Below are 19,349 nucleotides of genomic sequence, written 5' to 3'. Positions count from 1 at the left end.
TTTAGTATAAATTTTCTTAAACTTGACAACAGTTATTAACTTATTAATTTTGAATGTTTTAATGTGAGAAAAGAAAATAAAAAATTGAAGGAAGATGTATTTTTGGGGGATAAAAATGCACTTTTTAATAGATTCACAGGTAGTAGAAATAAATTAAAATTTAGTTTTGAACAATTCGCAAAATAGTATAATATAACAACTTGTCTAATAATTATTATAACTATCAAATAAATTGTTATCGTAAAGATTTTTCTTAGTTTTATGGGCTATTAAAAGAAAAAAAATAACTGTAACGATGATAAATAAATTTTTAGCAGATATTAGAATTATCAAAGATGCAATAAATACAAAAAAACTTGTAATTTTTGCGGGAGCAGGTATATCAATAGACGCAGGTGTCCCTAGTTGGGGTAAATTAATTGATGAAATTAAGAACGATCTCGATTTGCCTAAAAATGAGAGCGATTACCTAAAGATACCCCAAATCTATTACAATGAAAGACAAGAAAAGGAGTATATTGAAAAAATAAGAGATGTTTTAAGCCATAAAAAATTGAAACATAATGAAATACATGAAGAAATCTTTCATTTAGAACCAGAACACATATTAACCACAAATTTTGAAGATTTACTTGAACAGGTAATAAATAAGAAATCTTTACCTTTTTCAATTGTGAGACAAGACACCGATCTTCCATATTCTCATAATACAAAATTGCTAGTAAAAATACATGGAGATTTAGACAATACTAATTTCGTTTTAAAAGAAGATGATTATCTTAATTACAGTCATAACCATCCACTGATAGAAGCATTTATAAAATCGATTTTTGCCACAAAAGTTGTATTGTTTATCGGTTATAGTTATAGTGATTTTAATTTAAAGCAGATTATTCAGAACGTTAGAAATATTTTAGGAAATAATTTTCAAAACGCATATTTATTATCGACTGATAATCAGGCTCATTTCTCACAAAAGCAATATTTAAAAAATAAGGGAATTAATGTCATTGATTACTACGATGCCACAAGTAATAATGGTAAAAATTACATTGAAGGCTTTTTAAAAGGACAGAATATTTATTCAAAAATTTACTTTAAAGAAATAAACTCTTTAAGTGAAAAAGGCCAATTACTTTTTAATCTTTTGAAATTCATTCGTTTCTATGATGAATCCAAAATAACTATAACAGAAGAAAATGCTGTAGAACAGATCTATCAATCTTTAGATAGATTTTCTGAATTAAAATCACTTCCTCAGGAATTTGTTAGTAGGCTTTATCCATTTAAATCATCTGATGAAGAGGAATATTTAATTCATAATAATACACTGCTTTTAAAGAATGACATTATTGTAAATTTATTCTATAACGAGATTGTTATCGAGGGAGATAAAGTTGTGTACAAACCATTAGAAAAATTATCTGAAAGAGAAAGAAGTGAAAAAGAAAAAAAACTCGGAAAAATTGTCAAAAAGCTTAATAATAGCATAATTTATTATGTAACCAAAGAAAAAGAAAAAGCAAGTCCACATAAATATAAAGGTATTTCAGACGAGTCAAAAAGTATTTCACTTAAATCTGAGAAGAAGTGTGGTTGTACAAAATGTAAGTTTGAAAGATATGAATTTAATGATTTTCTATATGAATTAAATAGCTATACAATTAATGAAATATCAGGTATTAAAGAAGATATGCAGATGGCCTATTTAAATTATAAAATTGGGAATTTTCTTTATGCCTTTAAGATGTACGAAGAGATTGCGAGCAAAGCATGGTACTTAGGAAAATATATTACATATTATATTGCTAAGAAAAACATGAATAAATTAAAATGGCAAATAAAGTATAGACAAAATAACATTACAAAGGAAGAGAAAGATAAAATAATGGCTAAAATTGCCGAAATAGATACAGATAAATTAATTTTTCAAATACCACAAAGAAGTAATGAGGAATTCGAATTGTTAAAAATGATTCGAGATGATAAAGTTTTATATGATGTAAAGGAGGAGATTGAAGAATTGTACAAAAAGGTAGAGAAAGTTTATACAAACTATAAAAATAAATATTATTATGAAGTTGGGCCATATTATCCTCAACAGATTTATATTCAGTTATATAAGATGATAATTTTTTATTCAGAAAATTATATAATCGGAGATAACTCTAAAAATTTTAAGAGTGTAATCCAAAAAGGAATTGAGGCATTAATTCTTAGTTATTCGACTGATAAATCTTATTCGGGAAGGCTTTCAAAATTTTCAGATGGCTTTTTTGACATTGTAATAACTTATTGTGATTCAGCTAGTTTTTTAGATTTTTTAGAGAAGCATGAAATTGCAAGTATTGAATTTGATGATGAGGGGTTGGATGAAATTATTACAAACTGTAATAATTACTTTACTTCTTTTTTTTCAGAGAATAAATTCGCAATTGCTAATAGTCTGGTAAATGAATTGATTTTTTATCAATTAAAGCATGATTTTTTCAACATTAAAATGAGATCTGTTTTTAATAATATTATGTTATTACTGCTTTCTGTTGACATCCCAGAAGAGAAAATGGATTTTCTTATAGGGAATCTAATAACGTTTTTGGAATATGAAAATTTTGTGACAGATAGTGGATTAAAATCTTTGAACAGATTTATTAAAAAAAATGCAAAAAATTTTTCTATTGAAAACTCAAAAAGACTATTGAAAATTCTACATAACAAAATTAAAAAATACGAACAAAGTAATACTTTTGAAACGATTGCTTATTTAGCAAATGAAAATAAATTTGAATTATTAGATGATGAGAGATATGCCATCAAAATTTTGTCCGACTTCGAGTATTATGATTCGAAAAGTGGTGTAATAGTATCGCTTTGGCAAATTTCTGACAAAACAATCAAAAACCAACTCCAAGTTTTATTAATTGACAGATTAAATACAAGTTTTGACGTCAAGTTATACACGAATGCTTCATATGCAAAAATGATTGATTTTAATCTTTTTTTTGACGATTACATTGATTATTTAAACATTTCACCTCAGAGTAATTATGTGCTTGAAAATGGAAGACCTAAATTTGACAGTTTTCATTCTTTCAATGTAATACTATTTCTATTTTTTATGGATGTCAAACCCAATGATCCGCGTCTAAAGAGATTGCAAAATTTAAATGATTTTATGAGTTTTTTTATTTTTAGAGATAAATCAGATCTTAAAAAATTTAAAATTGAATGGTTGTTATTAATGCCACGTAAGATTATTTATGAAAAACTTAGTAAAATAAAAGCTTTAAAGAAAATTATAGAGGATTCATTAAAAAATCACTACGATAGTGATGTAGCAAAAATCTATACAGAATATTTTTTATAATCATGACAATTAAAAAATGAAATATTTAATGGTATAAAATCTAAAAATTTGGAAAGTACGAAAAGAGTTATTAGAATATATAAGGTTTTAAGAGAATTAAATATTTCATTGGAAAGAGCTGTTGATTTTCTTAAAGGCAAGGGAATTATCATTGAAGCAAATCCAAATGCTAAAATTTCAGACGAAGAATTTAATATTCTACAAAGTCAATTTGCAAGGGATAAAGGAAATCTTGAAGCTTCGAAGACAGTGGGTGAGCAGAGAAGGAGAGAAAAAGAAGCCTTGCGTTTAGAACGAGAGAGGGTGATTCATGACAAAAAGACTCTAGGTTTGAGATCTGAGATTATCACAAAAATATCTAATAATGCAAAAGGATTTTTCTTTCTTAACTATTCCGAAGAAAAAAAATCCCTTCCTAACTACTATTCAGAATATTTAAAAGATATAAATATCAGAAAAGAGTTAGTTAAGAATATTAAAAAAAATAGTATAATATTTGGGAAGTCAAATATTTCGCAAGGTCATGATGGTGCAGTTTTACAAATTAAAGCAGTAGGTATCGTTGAATCTATTTCTACAAACGAAATCTTCGATATAAATTGGTTAATTAAAGATCTAGAAATTCAAGTTGTTTTTATTAATGAAGATGATTTTAAAGACTTACTGGGAATTGTAAACGATAATATTGTAAAATATATTATTTCAAAACTGGATAATGGGCAGTTAGAAAAATTAAGTGATTTTCTTCTAAATCCTAATGTTGAAATTCAACCAGAAGAAATAATTGCAAAACCCGAAATAACATTGTTACCTGGTTTGATAAGTGATGCAGATACTGGGGAAGATCATTTAAATATTAAAGAAGATGTAGAAGCTTTTGCTAGAGTAATAACAGCAAAAAATTTTGAACCCCCTTTGGCAATTGCTTTGTTGGGAAAATGGGGGTCAGGAAAGAGTTTCTTCATGCACAAATTAAAGGAGAATGTACAATATTTATCAGGTCAGAATCCTCGTAATGTATTCTGTGAAGGTATTGCACATGTTCATTTTAATGCGTGGTCGTATATGGATGCAAATCTCTGGGCTAGTATTGTAACACGTATTTTTGAAGGTTTACAAGAATATATCACTAATGACACTAAAGCTAAAAATTTTAAGAAAGAAATAGAAAAGAAATTAACCCAAAATTTAAATTTCTCAAAGGATGAAATAACATCTTTAGAAAAGCAAACTAAAATTACTAGGGTTCAACTTTTTGGTTTATATAGGCAGAAAATAAATGCTAAAAAAGAATTAAAAAAGAAAATAAGTACAATAAAACAGAATACTCTCAAAAAAGTTTTAAAGAATGTAAATGATAAATTTAAAGTTAGATCGAGTATAGAAAATTCTCTTGATAACAATGAGACATTTATTAAATCTACGGATCAATTAAAGCAGATCATTCCTGAAAAATATTGGGTTTCTCCAGATGAGTTATACAAGCAGGTAAAATCAAAAGATACATTTTTAAAAATCTTTTTTGAAAGTGGTAAATGGTTAAGAAATACAATATATCTATTGATAATATTAGCAATTATTTATTTTACGCCAATTTTTACATTTTTGATTTCACTTTTAATAGAATGGCATGACTTTACTTTTTCAGCAAAGTTCTTGACTCTTATGATAATAATAGGCAATTTTTGGAAACGTGCTGTAGATACATATAAAAAGTTACAACCCTTAGTTGCTTCATTTTGGAATATTAAGACAGAATACGACGATGAAAAAGCAAATGCGCTATTTAAATTTAACCAAAAAGAAAAAGCATTAAAGCTTGAAATTAAAAATTCTAAAGAAGATATTGCTTTACTTGAACAAAGAATAGTTGCAGTAAAAGAAATTAAAGAAAAATTAGAGTTTAAATTAAATAATGCTTTATCTACAGAAGCTTTATATTCATTTATTGAAAAAAGAGCAAACAGTGAGGATTATAAAAAGCACTTAGGTATCGTCTCAATTATTAGAAAAGATTTTGAAATCCTTAGTGATTTACTCACTGATCATAGGAAAGAAACAGAAAAAAATAGAGAAAGTGAAGAGTTTAAAAAAATGTTTGAGAGACCACTTGAACGTATTATACTTTACATTGATGATTTGGATCGGTGCCCAGAAGATCGAGTTGTTGAAGTTTTGGAAGCAGTAAACTTATTAATGGCATTCCCTTTATTTATTGTTATAGTTGGAGTCGATCCTAGATGGGTAAAAACAGCTTTAAATAAAAAATATGAAATTCAATTTCAAGAGAATGATCCAAATGGTGACAGAATTTCTCCTTCAAATTATTTAGAAAAAATATTTCAAGTTCCATTCCATCTTAAAGATGCAGATGATTTGAACATTAAAAATATGATTGAAAATTTAGCAAAAAAGAAGGTGGATGTAAGTGTTGAGAATTTGACGGATTTTGAAGAATCGAAAGTTGAAGATAGTAATAAAGATGAGTCATTGCTTGATAATGAGTTAACTATGAGAGATGACTTGACTGTGTTGATTAGAGAAAACAATATAAATATTTCGAGTGGTTATTATAGTTCATTGCAAGAACATGAAATAAATGCTCTAGAGATTACAACGCAAGAAATTAAACAAATTAAAAGTCTGACTGAAATAATAGGGAATAATCCAAGGTGTATAAAAAGATTTATTAATATTTATAGAATTGTAAAAACTCATAATGATTTTAATTATAAAGAAGAAACAAAAGAAAATGAACTTTTAATAGTAATGTTTTTCTTAGCCTTATCAATGGGGGATTATAAAGAGTTAGTACATTCATTTGAATTTTTTTTAGATAGAATAATAGATAAAAAGGCTCCACTTTCAACATATTTGGATTCTTCTTACAAACATGAGGTTACGAGTAGTCAATTCGAAAAAAAGGATGAATTAAGAAAAATATTATTAGCTCAGGATAATGAATTATTAAAGCAGGAAGCTAGTCTTTCTAGAAAACATTATCAATTTATTAAACGATTTACATTTAAAAGTATCTAAATAAAAAATCAAACAAAAATTAGAAATTTAGAGCGATAACAAATGATAAGCTTAATTATTAGACTAAATTAAATTTAATATAAGAGTCTAGTAGAGTTTAAGGTGATTTCTGCGATTTCGATAGAATGTAACAGAAGTGGTTTTTTGGTGAGTATTCTAAAGTTTTCTTTAGAAAAAATAAAATCTTCTATTTTAAGAAAATCAATTGCACGTCTATTTATAGGGTATGCAACTAGATGAAATTCATTATCTAGAGGATCGCTAATGTTTGTTTTGTCAAAAGAATAAAATCCTTTACTAGCAATTTTTTGGAAACTCGACAAATAATTTTGTATGCTAAAATCTTCATTTTTATCAAATTCTTTAGCATAAACAATTGTATCTAGGTTCAGATTCAATTGCGTTTCATATTTTGTTGAATCATTAAAAAACGTATCATATACTCTATCATTGTGTTTTAGTAAATTTCGTAAGTAAAATGGGATTCTTGCACCACCTGTTGCAATATGTATATTTATATTTGGAGAAAATATAAATAAATCATAATCATATGAAGTAGAATTGTTTCTAAACATTGCCAAATACACTTTTACAATTATTGCATCTTTCTATTATCTGTAAAGTCCTTGGCCTATATGCATTAGTAAATTCTATTTGGCTAAAATTTGTAGACTTGTCTTTGTTAAACAATGAATAAGAAGCTTTTACTTCTGCACATCTTCCAACAGTATTTCTTCTTCCGTTTTTCTCCTTTAAACTACTTTTCTTTCCAATTTCACCTAATTTGAGTAACATTCTATAAAGTGGTAAATAATTATTGAAATTACTTATATGCCCAACAGTAGTTCCAAATGTTCCCACATTCTTATATTTTGCGCCAATTGCACAGGCAATAAATGATCGATGATATTCTTTGGTTGAAAGATCTATGAATCGTGCTTTTTTCGTTTTTTTATAATTAAAAAGCTCTTTTTGTAGTTGTTCAATATCCTGAATATATTTACCTATCTGATTTTTCAGAAAATTATCTATTCTACGGATATCTTTTTTTGTTAAATAGGTAGATAATCTTGATTCAAATTTCTTGTTGAAATCCTTTATAAGGTCTTCTGTATTCATATTTGAAAATTTAGGATTTTTAAATTGTCGGGCAAATAGCGGGCAACTCTTAAAACTAAAAAATGCAACTATCTAATAATAAGAAAGTTGCATTTTTTTAGTGCGGATAATAGGACTCGAACCTACACGCCTTGCGGCACCAGATCCTAAGTCTGGCATGTCTACCAATTTCACCATATCCGCGGTAATTGTGGGTGCAAAGATAGGCATACTTTTGAATTATCAAAGCATTTTTTGAAAATTTTTTTTAATTCTCTTTTTTGTACTTTTGGTTTTCTATAAAAATTATTTAAATGGAAAATATTAAGTCCTACGTTCAACAACATAAAGATCGGTTTATCAATGAATTGATCGAATTATTAAAGATTCCGTCGGTTTCTGCCGACACTGCATATTCTCAAGATGTTATTGACACAGCAGAGGCTGTAAAAGAAAGTTTATCAAAAGCAGGGTGCGATTATGTCGAAACTTGCGACACTCCAGGTTACCCAATTATTTACGGAGAAAAAATAATAGACCCAAATCTTCCAACGGTTTTAGTTTACGGACACTACGACGTACAACCGCCAGATCCGTTAGAATTATGGACTTCACCACCATTTGAACCTGTTATTAAAACTACAGATATTCACCCAGAAGGAGCAATTTTTGCACGTGGAGCGTGTGATGACAAAGGTCAGATGTACATGCACGTAAAAGCGCTAGAATTAATGGTTCAGAGCAATACGTTGCCTTGTAACGTAAAATTCATGATCGAAGGAGAAGAAGAAGTAGGTTCTGCAAGTTTAGCTTGGTTCGTAGAGCGCAATCAAGAAAAACTAAAAAATGATGTTATTTTGATTTCAGATACAGGAATGATTTCAAACCAACAGCCGTCTATTACGACTGGTTTAAGAGGTTTGAGTTATGTTGAAGTTGAAGTTACGGGTCCAAACCGCGATTTGCATTCTGGTTTATACGGTGGAGCTGTGGCAAACCCAATTAATATTTTGGCAAAAATGATTGCTTCTCTTCATGACGAAAACAATCATATTACAATTCCAGGATTCTACGATAAAGTTCAGGAATTATCTGCAGAAGAAAGAGCTGAAATGGCAAAAGCGCCTTTTAGCTTAGAAAAATATAAAAACGCTTTAAACATTGAAGATGTTTACGGTGAAAAAGGTTACGTAACAAACGAAAGAAACTCAATCCGTCCTACATTAGACGTAAACGGAATCTGGGGAGGTTACACAGGAGAAGGCGCTAAAACGGTTATTGCGAGTAAAGCTTTCGCTAAAATCTCGATGCGTTTGGTTCCAAATCAAGATTGGGAAGAGATTACAGAGCTTTTCACAAAACATTTTACAAGTATTGCTCCGGCTGGAGTTACGGTAAAAGTAACGCCTCACCACGGTGGTCAAGGTTATGTAACGCCAATTGATAGCATCGGATATCAGGCTGCTAACAAAGCATATACTGAAACTTTCGGAGTTCCTGCAATTCCTGTTCGTTCAGGAGGAAGTATTCCGATTGTGGCTTTATTCGAAAAAGAATTAAAAAGCAAAACTATCTTAATGGGCTTCGGATTAGACAGTGATGCAATTCACTCTCCAAACGAACACTTCGGAATCTTTAATTACTTGAAAGGTATTGAGACTATTCCGTTGTTTTACAAGTATTTTGTGGAGCTTTCTAAGTAGTTTTTAACCGCAAAGAGCGCTAAGATTTTTTAAGTAAAATTTATATAAGTTCGCAAAGTTTTCTAGATAAAGCTTTGCGAACTTTGCGTTTAAAGTGCATCCTTAGAAAAAATCCTTGCGTTCTTTGCGGTTAATTTTTTAAGCATACATGCGAAGTTTTGTATTTCCAACGTTTTAGAATCTGCATTTCAATTAAATTAGTATTTTTATCAGAAAACAACTAAAAAAATAATGCTATGCTCCCAAAAGTAGATTCGGTTTTCAAGGCAAAAATAGTTTTGTGTTTTGCTTTTGTTTTGTTTTTCAATATCACAATTACAAGTCAGGAATCAAGGTCAAAAGCTACTCCAGAGCAAATGCAGAAAATGCGAAATGATATAGAAACCTATTATGCCAATACTACTTTTAAAATTAAAGATGATACAGGAGCTCTTATTGGTGAAAAGAAATTTGCTACACTTACTTTAGAAGAAAAAAGAGCGCTTCAAAATGTTTTTTTCGAGCACAGAAGATTAACCAAAGAAGAAGTTATCGAAAAACTGAAAAAAGGCGGGCCAGAATTTGAAGAAATCACGTTGCCAAAACCTGCAGCAATTAAGGAAGTTAAAGTCCAAGAAAGCTTTTATCAGACCGCAGATTTGACCGAAAAACCAACTTATCCAGGTGGCATGGAAGAGTTTTATAAGTTTGCGGGTCATTTTTATAAAGTGCCGGCAACACCAAAAGGAGTTTTGTTAAAAGGAACTATACGCGTTACTTTTATTGTGCAAAAAGATGGTTCTTTAACCGATATGGCAGTGGTTAAAGATTTAGGTTATGGTACAGGAGAAGAGGCTCTGAGAATATTAAGATTGTCTCAAAATTGGATACCAGGTAAACTAAACGGCCAAGTGGTAGCGGCTAAATTTAACCTTCCGCTTTCTATTCAAGAACCTGATTAAGTGAATATCAATATTAAATAAACAGCTAACTTACTTTAAGAAAAAAACGATTGTTTTTGTTTTGCTTGTGCTGAATTTCAGTTTCTTAAAAGCTCAAACTTATAAAGATTGGGTTCGGAAAGCAGATTCTTCTTATTCGGTAAAAAACTATAAATTGTCTGTTGCGTTTTACAGCAAAGCTTTTAAAATAGAGCAAAAGTCGTTTGTAGATTTCTACAATGCAGGTTGCTCTGCGTCTATGGCCGAAGAAAATAAAAAAGCATTTAAGTGGCTGAATTTGTCTATTGATAAAGGATATGAAAACATTTCGCACATTCAAATTGATCGTGATTTAAAACGTCTTCATTCAGAAAAAGAATGGAAAAAGATAATCGAAAAGTTGCAAAAGAAATTGGAGATTATCGGAGTAAATTATGATAAGGCGCTAGAAAAAGAATTGGCGCTGATTTATACCGAAGATCAAGAAATTCGTGGAGAATTTATGAATGTTTATAAAAAGCCAAATCCAGACAAAAAGAAAATAGACAGCATTGGTAAAATTATGAATAGAAAAGACAGTATTAACCTCATTAAGGTGATGAAAATACTGGATGAAAGAGGATGGCTTGGGAAAAATGTGGTTGGTGAACAGGGAAATAAGACGTTGTTTTTGGTTATTCAGCATGCCGATTTAGAATACCAGCAAAAATATTTGCCAATGATGCGAGAGGCGGTTAAAAATGGGAATGCTAATGGAGCAAATTTGGCGTACTTAGAAGATAGAGTGGCTTTGAGAGAGGGGAGAAGACAAATTTACGGCAGCCAGGCAGCAAAGAACAAAAAAACAAATAAAATGTACATATCGCCGATGATAGATCCAGACAATGTAGATAAAAGGCGTGCAGAGGTGGGACTTGGAACTATGGCCGAATACGCAGCAAAAATGAATATTGAATGGAATTTGGAAGAGTACAAAAAAGAACTTCCAGAAACAGAAAAACTAGAAAATATTACAAAATAAGAAATGCAACTTTTCAAATTGGGTTTAAGTATCTGTTGTGTTTTTGAATCTTAAAAGAAAAAAATCCGCTTCTGATGGAGGAAGCGGATAAAATTAAAAACTAATTAAAAAAAAATTCTAAAAATAAACATGCAGATCCAGACTAAAACAAGTCTGGATTGTATCCAAAATAAGGCACATTTTGTTCGTTAAAAATAACCCCGTATTCTTCTAACTCTTTCAAAATAGGTTCGTAAACTTCTTTTTTAATAGGAAGCTGTACGCCTGGAGTTGTAATTTTTCCGTTTAAAATCAATAATGTCGCGATCGCAACCGGAAGTCCGACTGTTTTTGCCATTGCCGTATAGGTTTGGTCATCGCCAATGCAAACCATTTTAGAATCGATTTGCTTTTTCTCGCCATTCAATTCATAACCAAATTTATGATACATGACAATCATGTCTTTGTCGTCTGGTTCTAAAGCCCAACCTTCAGATAATATTTTTTCTAAAATCTGCGCTGGAGTTGCATTTGGAAGATTTACTTTTTTGTTTGGGTTAAATAAATCCAGTTCGAGAAGTTTATCCCACATGATATCGTCTTGATCAATTTTTAAGATCAAACGAGTTTTAATTTCAACAGAATCTGTTGGATGATAAGGAAGGAAAGAGTTGATGAACTGACGATAACTCATATTTTCTGACCCCTCTAAAATATAACTATCATCAGTCATTCCGAGCTGAACAAACATGTTCCAAGCTCTCGAAAAACCAACCCTTCTAATTGTTCCTCTATATAATGTCAAAACATCATCTAAACCATAAACCGAACGGTATTTAAGAGAATCGCGGTTGGAGTAAGCCTCAAATTTCCCGTAGCCCTCAACTTCTAGAAATTCGGTTCTTCTAAATAAAGCGCTATACGGAATGTATTTATAAGTACCTTCTTGAATAAATTTGGCAGCGCCGCCTTGTCCAGCCAAAACTACGTTTCTTGGCGCCCAAGTAAATTTGTAATTCCACAAATTGTTGTCAGATTCTGGAGCTACTAAACCGCCACAGAACGACTCAAACAAAAGCATTTTGCCGCCTTTCGATCTGATTTCGTCAATAACTTTCATGGCACTCATATGATCGATTCCTGGATCAAGGCCAATTTCATTCATGAAGATCAGATTGTTTTTAATGGCTTCATCGTTTAATGCCTGCATTGCATCACTGATATAGGATGCAGTAACAAGATTCTTTTTGAATTCCAGACAATCTTTAGCGATTTCGATATGCAGATGCGCAGGAAGCATTGAAATTACTATCGAAGCATTTGCAATAGCTTTTCTTCTTTCATCGGCATTAAAAATATCTAAGGCAAGCGGAGTTGCATTTGGATGATCTTGCGTCTTTGCTTTCGCAAGCTGCAATGAAAGGTCGGCTACCGTTAAATGTAGTTGCTCTTCATTAGATTTTGATAATAAATATCGAATCAAAGACGATGCAGATCTTCCTGCTCCAATTATTAAAACGTTTCTCATGTCTCAAATATTTAACACAAATATATTTAAATGTTATAAATATAACAATTGAAATTAAATTAAATTGAATTTATTTTTTGAAATGCTGCAAAAAATAATTTGATTTAGTTCTAAATAATCGAGAAAGTAAGGCGGTTTTTCGGTTCGTTTGGAGTATTTTTGTATCAAATTTCAAAAGAAATAATTATGAAAAGAAGATTCGTTCTAACGGGAGCTTTTATTGGTATGTTAGCTATTATTTTGGGCGCTTTTGGAGCTCATTTATTAAAAAAATATCTTTCAGTTGATCAATTAAACAGTTTTGAAGTTGGTGTTCGTTACCAAATGTATCACGCTCTTTTTCTTCTATTTTTATCTACACAAAAAGACATTGCAGAAAAAACGCTAAAAACGATCTATAATTTAGTTGTTGCAGGTGTTGTTCTTTTTAGTGGTTCAATCTATTTAATGGCAACAAAAGACTACACTTTGTTTGAATCGAAAATTATCGTATTCGCAACTCCAGTGGGTGGTTTTATATTAATTATTGCTTGGGCGCTATTATTCTTTACGATTCTGAAGAGAAAATCATAAAATCCCGAAAAAAAAATTCTGTCTAAGAATTAATCTTTAATTTTGTCACATAAATAACATATAGACTTATTTGTGTGACTTTTTTGTATTTTATATTGTTAAACAAAAATAATATAACAAAATCGCACATTAAGTTGTAATTAAACAAATTAGAAGCGATTATTTTTTTCTTTTTGTAATTTTTAAAGTGAAATTTCACTTTTTTGATATAAATCAGAGTGAAATTTAAGTATTTTAAAAGAAATAAAAATTAATCTGTAATTTTGCTTTAAACAAAAAATCACACACAACTTAAAAATTTATGGACACTAATACAGTTTTCGCGCAATCGATTTCGCTAAAAGAATTAGGAATTGAAAATGCAAAAGTTCGTTATCAACTATCTGCAGATGAATTACATGCGATTACTTTGCAGTCAGGACAAGGTGTTGAGAATTCTACTGGAGCGTTAGCAATTAATACTGGTGAATTTACAGGTCGTTCTCCACAAGATCGTTTTATCGTAAAAGATGATATTACTAAAGATCAAGTTTGGTGGGGAAATGTAAATATCCCGTTTGAGCCTCAAGCTTTTGAAAAGCTTTATAATAAGGTAACAGCATTTTTATCAAACAAAGAAGTATTTGTTCGTGATTCTTATGTGTGTTCTGATGCAAATTATAGATTGAATGTAAGAGTTGTAACAGAAACAGCTTGGTCAAATTTGTTCTGCTATAATATGTTCTTACGTCCAGAAGCTTCAGAATTGGCTAATTTTACGCCAGAATGGACAGTAGTTTGTGCTCCAAGTTTTATGGCAGATCCTGCTGTTGACGGAACAAGACAATCTAATTTTGCTATTTTAGATTTTACTAAAAAAATCGCTTTAATTGGTGGAACAGGTTATACAGGAGAAATGAAAAAAGGAATTTTTTCTGCTTTAAACTTTATTCTTCCAGTTTTCAAAAATACACTTCCAATGCACTGTAGCGCCAATGTTGGCGAAGCAGGAGATACGGCTATTTTCTTCGGTTTATCTGGAACAGGAAAAACAACTTTATCTGCAGATCCAGAGCGTAAATTAATCGGAGACGATGAGCACGGATGGACAAACGAAAATACAGTTTTCAACTTTGAAGGAGGTTGCTACGCTAAAGTAATCAACTTAACAGAAGAAAATGAACCAGACATTTTTAGAGCAATTAAAAAAGGAGCGCTTTTAGAAAATGTGGTTTTTAAAGCTGGAACAAATGAGGTTGATTATGATGATGTTTCTATCACTCAAAATACTCGTGTAAGTTACCCTATTACACATATTGATAATGTACAGCCAGGTTTGGTTGGACATAATCCTAAAAATATATTTTTCTTAACGGCCGATTCTTTTGGAATCTTGCCTCCAATCTCAAGATTGACTCCAGGTCAGGCAGCTTACCACTTTATTTCTGGATACACTGCAAAAGTTGCTGGTACAGAAGCTGGTGTAACAGAGCCTCAACCTAATTTCTCTGCTTGTTTTGGAGCTCCATTTATGCCTTTACATCCAACGCGCTATGCAGAAATGTTAAGCAAAAAAATGAAAGATGCTGGAGTGAAAGTTTGGTTAATCAACACAGGATGGACTGGTGGACCTTACGGAATTGGAAGCCGTATGAAACTGAAATATACTCGTGCTATGATTACTGCTGCATTAAAAGGAGAACTTGATAATGTAGAATATGTTGATCACAAAGTATTTGGAATTGCAAAACCTCAATCTTGTCCAAATGTTCCAAGTGAAATTCTAAACCCTAGAAATACTTGGGAAGACAAAGAGTTATACGATAAAAAAGCATTAGAATTAGCTGGAAAATTCAAAGCTAATTTTGCGAAATTTGAAGAGTTTGCCAATGCTGAAATCTTAGCAGGTGCGCCGATTACAGAATAAAAGGAATGAATTAATTCAAATAAAAAAGCTGTTCAGAAATGAACAGCTTTTTTTGTTTGGTTTCCAATCGCAGTAAAAAAAAATAGACACTGAACACGGAACCGCGACTGAAAACCTTGAAACTTTATTTTTTAGATTCGTCTATACGTTTTTGGATTAAATCCCAAGCATAATAGTGGAAAGTCATTCCGTTGCTCATCGCTACGAAAAGTCCGTTTTTGTATTTTCCACCAAGATTAACGCTAGTTGCATCTGCACCGTCACATTCAACTGTAGAAGTTGGAACTTCCGCTAACAAAGGATGATTGTTTGGGTTTCCTTTTGCGCCTTCTCTTGGATAAACCATAAAAGTATTTGCTTGCTGATTTGATACTAAAAGATATCCTGTAGAATCTGTTTTTTTGTAAATAGCAATTCCTTCGTGATCTGCTTTGAAATCTTTTTGACCAAAGAAAGCCAGTTCTTTATTATCATTTAAAGCTGGATCTGCTTTGTATTTTCTAATTCCAGCCTGCTCATCGCAATAGTATACAAAACCTAACTCGTTATCAACTGCAATAGCTTCGATTTCTTTTTTACCGCTGTAAGTTCCGAATTTGCGAACCACTTTTGCAGCAGCAAATTTTCCGTTTCCAGAAAGTTCATATTGCCATAAATAAGTTCCAGATGGACCAGTTTTTCTTCCAACAATAGCGAAGATCTTTCCGTCAGTTGGACGTGTGTATAAAGAAACTCCCATTGGATCGCGTTGTGCTTCTCCTTCAAAAACAGGAATTCCGCCATTGTCGATTGGTTCTAAATCAGGTAAACTGAAGATTCTGATTCTGTTTTCTTCACACTCTGTTGTAACGGCAACGTCTACTTTTTTTCCGTCAATAATCAATCCATAAGCGATATCAACATTGTTTGGACGTTTTAAAGTAATTGATTTTTTAAGGATTTTTCCATTCAAATCAAAAGCATACAAACCACCGTCTGTGTCTTTATCTGTTCCAACAATAATACTTTTTGAAGCATCTGTTGGATTGATCCAGATTGAAGGATCGTCTGTATCGTGAGGCAAAGCTTCTGTAACTGCTGTTGGTTTTACGGCATTTGGCTGAACCGGAGCTAATTTGTCGTCTTTACAAGCTGTAAATGAAACAGCTAAAAGTAAAAGAGCAACTAAAGATTTATTTTTCATTATATTATATATTTTAATGCAATTAGACAGAGCGTTAAACTCTGTCTAATTTAAGAATTTTAAAAAAGTGCAGATTACAAGTCTAATTTCAATCCGAAATTGTAACGAGCTTGATAATATTCAGCTTGTTTTGTGTGAGCTTCAATTCCTTGGTAGTAACGTAACGGTTGGTTTGTTATGTTATTAGCTTCAGCAAACAAACGCAATTTTGGAGTGATTTTGTAAGCAGCATTCGCATCTAAGAAAAATTGTTTGTCGTAGAAACTATCTTTGTAAGACTCAGAACCTAATTCATCTAAGTAATCAGATGTAAAGTTTGTAGAGACTCTTGCAGAGAAACGTTTGTTTTCCCAAGATAAAGATCCATTAAACATGTGTGGTGCAGTACCAGGAAGGCTAATGTTGTTTCTTTCGTTTCCATCCTCATCAGCAATACCTTTTGCTTTAGATTTTGTGTAAGTATAGTTTAAGTATACAGCAAAACCTTTTAAGAATTTACCAGGTAAGAAATCTAACTGACGTTGTAAAGCAACTTCAAATCCATATACATCAACATTGTCTCCATTTCTTGACTGTAAGAAAGACCAGTTTTCTCCTGCTGGAATTGGGTTTACTTGATTTGGGAAATCTGCAGCAAATTTCGCATCAGTATATTGATTATCGCTGTAGTTGTAAATGAAATCATTTAATCTTTTGTAGAAAACACCTCCAGAGATCAAACCAACAGATTTGAAATAGTTTTCTGCCATGAAATCATAGTTGTATGCGTATGTCGCTTTAAGACCTGGATTTCCAGCTGTAATTTCTTTATCAGCAGCAATATTGTTTACATAAGGCGCAAGTGCATAGTAGTTTGGTCTAGCCAAAGCTGTTGTAGCAGCAGCTCTTAAAACTAAATCTTTTGTTGCGTTGTATTGGAATGAAATACTTGGCAATGCATTTGTGTATGAGTTTGTATTGTTGATTTTGCTTTCTAATTCTTCTTCATCCAATACACGGTTTCCTGTATAATCAATATGAGTATTCTCAACACGAACCCCCATTACCATTGAAAGTTTGTCATTAAAATCTTGATCCCATCTTACGTAAGCAGCAGAAATTCTTTCTTTAGCGTTGTAGTTAACAGCTAAATATTCAGCTGGATCTGTTTCTTTTTCAAATAAAGTAGAATTGTTTAAATCTAAACCTCCTAAATAAGCTGCAGAAGCAAAAGTTCCTGGCACATATTTACTTCCTGGATTAAAATCTTTTCCATCAAAATAAGATGTTGGAACTTGTGATAATAATTCCATATCATCATTGATTGGAGTATAAGAATAGAACATATTGTTTCTTTCTTTTTCTTTCAAACGAAGTCTAAGACCAGTTCTTAATCTTCCTTTTTCACCTGCAATTACAGAGAATGGGAAACGGATGTTTACTTTTGCACCAAATTCGCTTTCGCTAGTTTCGTCTGTGTTTTCAGTAACAGAATCAAATTTAAATTCGTCTGTAGATTCTCCAGCAGTAGTTAATAATGGGAATCTTGGATCAGATAAATCTTGGAACATCTCTAAACCTTTTTGACGGTATTCGATGTAACGCTCACCTGGACGGTATTCTCTCGCTTTTGCATAGTTTGCAGACCAGTCTAAATCTAAAGTAGAGTTGATTAAGTGTTCTCCACGAAGAGAGTAGTTTTGAACTCTTTGATCTTCTAATCTTCTGTTTTTGTTTCTGCTGTTATCTAAACCACCTTTTGTCTGACGTTTTACACGACCTTCAAATCCTGTGATAGTTTCACCATCGTAAATAGCTTCGATATCATCATAAGTAGTTCTGAAACGATTTTCTCTATCATCTCTCCAGTTGTAGATGGCGTTAGCGAAAATAGTATTGTTTTCATTGAATTTATAATCTAAAGCAATAGATCCACTACGACGAATACGTTGTACATCATACTTTCTGATTTCAGCCGCTTGTAAATAATCATTTCCAAATTCATCTCTTACCCATTCGTTTTCGATGTTATCAGAACCATAATCAACATTGTTGTAAGATCCACTCACTACAACTCCTAATTTGTTGTCAATAAAACGATTACCGTAAACGAAACCAGCAGTGTAAGAAGCGTGGTCACGAATTGGCAAATAACCTCCTGCAAGAGTTGCAGAAATTCTTTCTCCGTTTGGAGTTGCTCTTGTAATTAAGTTTACAGAACCTCCAATCGCATCAGCATCCATGTCTGGCGTAAGCGTTTTGTTTACTTCGATTGTAGAAATCATATCAGACGGAATTAAGTCCATTTGTACGTTTCTGTTGTCTCCTTCAGCAGATGAAATTCTGTCACCATTTAAAGTAACTGAGTTCAAAGATGGAGCTAAACCTCTAATAATAATGTTACGAGCTTCACCTTGGTCATTTTGCATTGTGATACCAGGAACACGTTTTAGAGCGTCTCCAACGTTAGCATCTGGAAAACGACCCATTTGATCTGAAGAAATTACGTTTCCGATGTTTTTGTTGTTCTTTTGTTGATTCAGCGCTTTTGCCTGACCTTTTAAGATATCTCCAACAACAACTTCTTTCAATTCATTTTCAGAAGCTTTAAGAGCGAAGTCAATTACGTTGTTTCTTCCTTGCTCTACTTTTATTTCTTGAGTTAAAGTAGTATATCCAATATATTTTACTTCAACTTTGTAAGTTCCTTCGTTAATATTCAATAATTCGAAACGACCGTTATAATCAGAAACGGTGTATTTTTTCTCGCCTACAATTTGAACCATAGCTCCAGGAAGAGGCAGTTTGTCATCGGCATCTAATATCTTTCCAGAGATAATAGCCTTCTGAGCAAAACCTGTAAAGGCGAATAAAAAGAATGCTGTTAATAGATAAAATTTTTTCATTGTGTGTGTTTAGTTTGATTTCGGTTGCGAAACTAAAGCCCTTATATTACTAGAGCCTTGAAAAAAAATTAACATAACGTTATGATTGTCCAGCAAAATTCAAAATCTATTAATGTTTAAATAACACTTAGAGGGCAAATAATTGAT

General features: G+C 31.5%; 12 protein-coding genes and 1 tRNA gene. 7 read left to right on the top strand and 6 right to left on the bottom strand.

Features of this window, described 5'->3' with window-relative positions; all coding sequences use genetic code 11:
- Nucleotides 1-295: 295 nt before the first annotated feature.
- Complete coding sequence (locus ACE01P_RS22335; protein WP_379701262.1) at nt 296-3,367, top strand: SIR2 family protein; 3,072 nt, start codon at nt 296-298, stop codon at nt 3,365-3,367.
- A gap of 48 nt (nt 3,368-3,415) precedes the next feature.
- Nucleotides 3,416-6,406: a P-loop NTPase fold protein gene (locus ACE01P_RS22330; RefSeq protein WP_379701261.1), complete on the top strand. Its 2,991-nt coding sequence runs from the start codon at nt 3,416-3,418 to the stop codon at nt 6,404-6,406.
- Between the two features lie 74 nt (nt 6,407-6,480).
- On the opposite strand, the gene ACE01P_RS22325 is transcribed toward ACE01P_RS22330, so the two are convergent.
- The 3 genes from ACE01P_RS22325 to ACE01P_RS22315 form a co-directional block, all read right to left on the bottom strand.
- Nucleotides 6,481-6,981, bottom strand: a complete 501-nt coding sequence (locus ACE01P_RS22325; RefSeq protein WP_379701259.1) for a hypothetical protein — start codon at nt 6,979-6,981, stop codon at nt 6,481-6,483.
- Entirely contained in the window at nt 6,974-7,525 is a 552-nt protein-coding gene (locus ACE01P_RS22320) for a hypothetical protein (RefSeq protein WP_379701257.1), read from the bottom strand. The genes ACE01P_RS22325 and ACE01P_RS22320 overlap by 8 nt, the downstream gene beginning before the upstream one ends.
- A gap of 101 nt (nt 7,526-7,626) precedes the next feature.
- Nucleotides 7,627-7,708, bottom strand: a tRNA-Leu gene (locus ACE01P_RS22315).
- Between the two features lie 110 nt (nt 7,709-7,818).
- Between ACE01P_RS22315 and ACE01P_RS22310 the strand changes: the two genes are divergently transcribed.
- From ACE01P_RS22310 to ACE01P_RS22300, 3 genes are all read left to right on the top strand, one after another.
- A complete protein-coding gene (locus tag ACE01P_RS22310; protein ID WP_379701255.1) occupies nt 7,819-9,207 on the top strand; it encodes a dipeptidase in 1,389 nt (462 codons plus the stop codon).
- A 236-nt stretch (nt 9,208-9,443) separates the two neighbouring features.
- Entirely contained in the window at nt 9,444-10,148 is a 705-nt protein-coding gene (locus tag ACE01P_RS22305) for an energy transducer TonB (RefSeq protein ID WP_379701254.1), read from the top strand.
- A gap of 67 nt (nt 10,149-10,215) precedes the next feature.
- Nucleotides 10,216-11,148, top strand: coding sequence for a DUF6624 domain-containing protein (locus tag ACE01P_RS22300; RefSeq protein WP_379701264.1), 933 nt, complete (start codon nt 10,216-10,218; stop codon nt 11,146-11,148).
- Nucleotides 11,149-11,290: 142 nt separating this feature from the next.
- Here ACE01P_RS22300 and ACE01P_RS22295 read toward each other — a convergent pair whose 3' ends face one another.
- Nucleotides 11,291-12,655, bottom strand: a complete 1,365-nt coding sequence (locus ACE01P_RS22295) for a saccharopine dehydrogenase family protein (protein ID WP_379701253.1) — start codon at nt 12,653-12,655, stop codon at nt 11,291-11,293.
- Nucleotides 12,656-12,841: 186 nt separating this feature from the next.
- Between ACE01P_RS22295 and ACE01P_RS22290 the strand changes: the two genes are divergently transcribed.
- Nucleotides 12,842-13,228, top strand: coding sequence for a DUF423 domain-containing protein (locus ACE01P_RS22290; protein ID WP_379701252.1), 387 nt, complete (start codon nt 12,842-12,844; stop codon nt 13,226-13,228).
- A gap of 301 nt (nt 13,229-13,529) precedes the next feature.
- The gene (gene pckA / locus ACE01P_RS22285) at nt 13,530-15,134 is read left to right on the top strand and encodes a phosphoenolpyruvate carboxykinase (ATP) (RefSeq protein WP_379701251.1); all 1,605 of its coding nucleotides are present in this window, start codon (nt 13,530-13,532) and stop codon (nt 15,132-15,134) included.
- Nucleotides 15,135-15,258: 124 nt separating this feature from the next.
- Here pckA and ACE01P_RS22280 read toward each other — a convergent pair whose 3' ends face one another.
- Nucleotides 15,259-16,317 (bottom strand): phytase, encoded by a 1,059-nt coding sequence (locus tag ACE01P_RS22280; protein WP_379701249.1) that lies wholly within the window; start codon nt 16,315-16,317, stop codon nt 15,259-15,261.
- Nucleotides 16,318-16,391: 74 nt separating this feature from the next.
- Complete coding sequence (locus ACE01P_RS22275) at nt 16,392-19,202, bottom strand: TonB-dependent receptor (RefSeq protein ID WP_379701247.1); 2,811 nt, start codon at nt 19,200-19,202, stop codon at nt 16,392-16,394.
- Between the last annotated feature and the right edge of the window lie 147 nt (nt 19,203-19,349).

This window comes from Flavobacterium sp. HJSW_4, from assembly GCF_042436695.1.
Classification (GTDB): Bacteria; Bacteroidota; Bacteroidia; order Flavobacteriales; family Flavobacteriaceae; genus Flavobacterium.
The sequence above is the reverse complement of the archived record's forward strand: the minus strand, read 5'-3'. Positions and strand labels throughout refer to the sequence as shown.

Excerpts from the sequence above, each read along its gene's own strand:
- ACE01P_RS22335 (WP_379701262.1), top strand. The coding sequence starts at position 296 with ATGATAAATAAATTTTTAGCAGATATTAGAATTATCAAAGATGCAATA.
- ACE01P_RS22325 (WP_379701259.1), bottom strand. The coding sequence starts at position 6,981 with ATGTTTAGAAACAATTCTACTTCATATGATTATGATTTATTTATATTT.
- ACE01P_RS22320 (WP_379701257.1), bottom strand. The coding sequence starts at position 7,525 with ATGAATACAGAAGACCTTATAAAGGATTTCAACAAGAAATTTGAATCA.
- ACE01P_RS22310 (WP_379701255.1), top strand. The coding sequence starts at position 7,819 with ATGGAAAATATTAAGTCCTACGTTCAACAACATAAAGATCGGTTTATC.
- ACE01P_RS22305 (WP_379701254.1), top strand. The coding sequence starts at position 9,444 with ATGCTCCCAAAAGTAGATTCGGTTTTCAAGGCAAAAATAGTTTTGTGT.
- ACE01P_RS22295 (WP_379701253.1), bottom strand. The coding sequence starts at position 12,655 with ATGAGAAACGTTTTAATAATTGGAGCAGGAAGATCTGCATCGTCTTTG.
- ACE01P_RS22290 (WP_379701252.1), top strand. The coding sequence starts at position 12,842 with ATGAAAAGAAGATTCGTTCTAACGGGAGCTTTTATTGGTATGTTAGCT.
- pckA (WP_379701251.1), top strand. The coding sequence starts at position 13,530 with ATGGACACTAATACAGTTTTCGCGCAATCGATTTCGCTAAAAGAATTA.
- ACE01P_RS22280 (WP_379701249.1), bottom strand. The coding sequence starts at position 16,317 with ATGAAAAATAAATCTTTAGTTGCTCTTTTACTTTTAGCTGTTTCATTT.
- ACE01P_RS22275 (WP_379701247.1), bottom strand. The coding sequence starts at position 19,202 with ATGAAAAAATTTTATCTATTAACAGCATTCTTTTTATTCGCCTTTACA.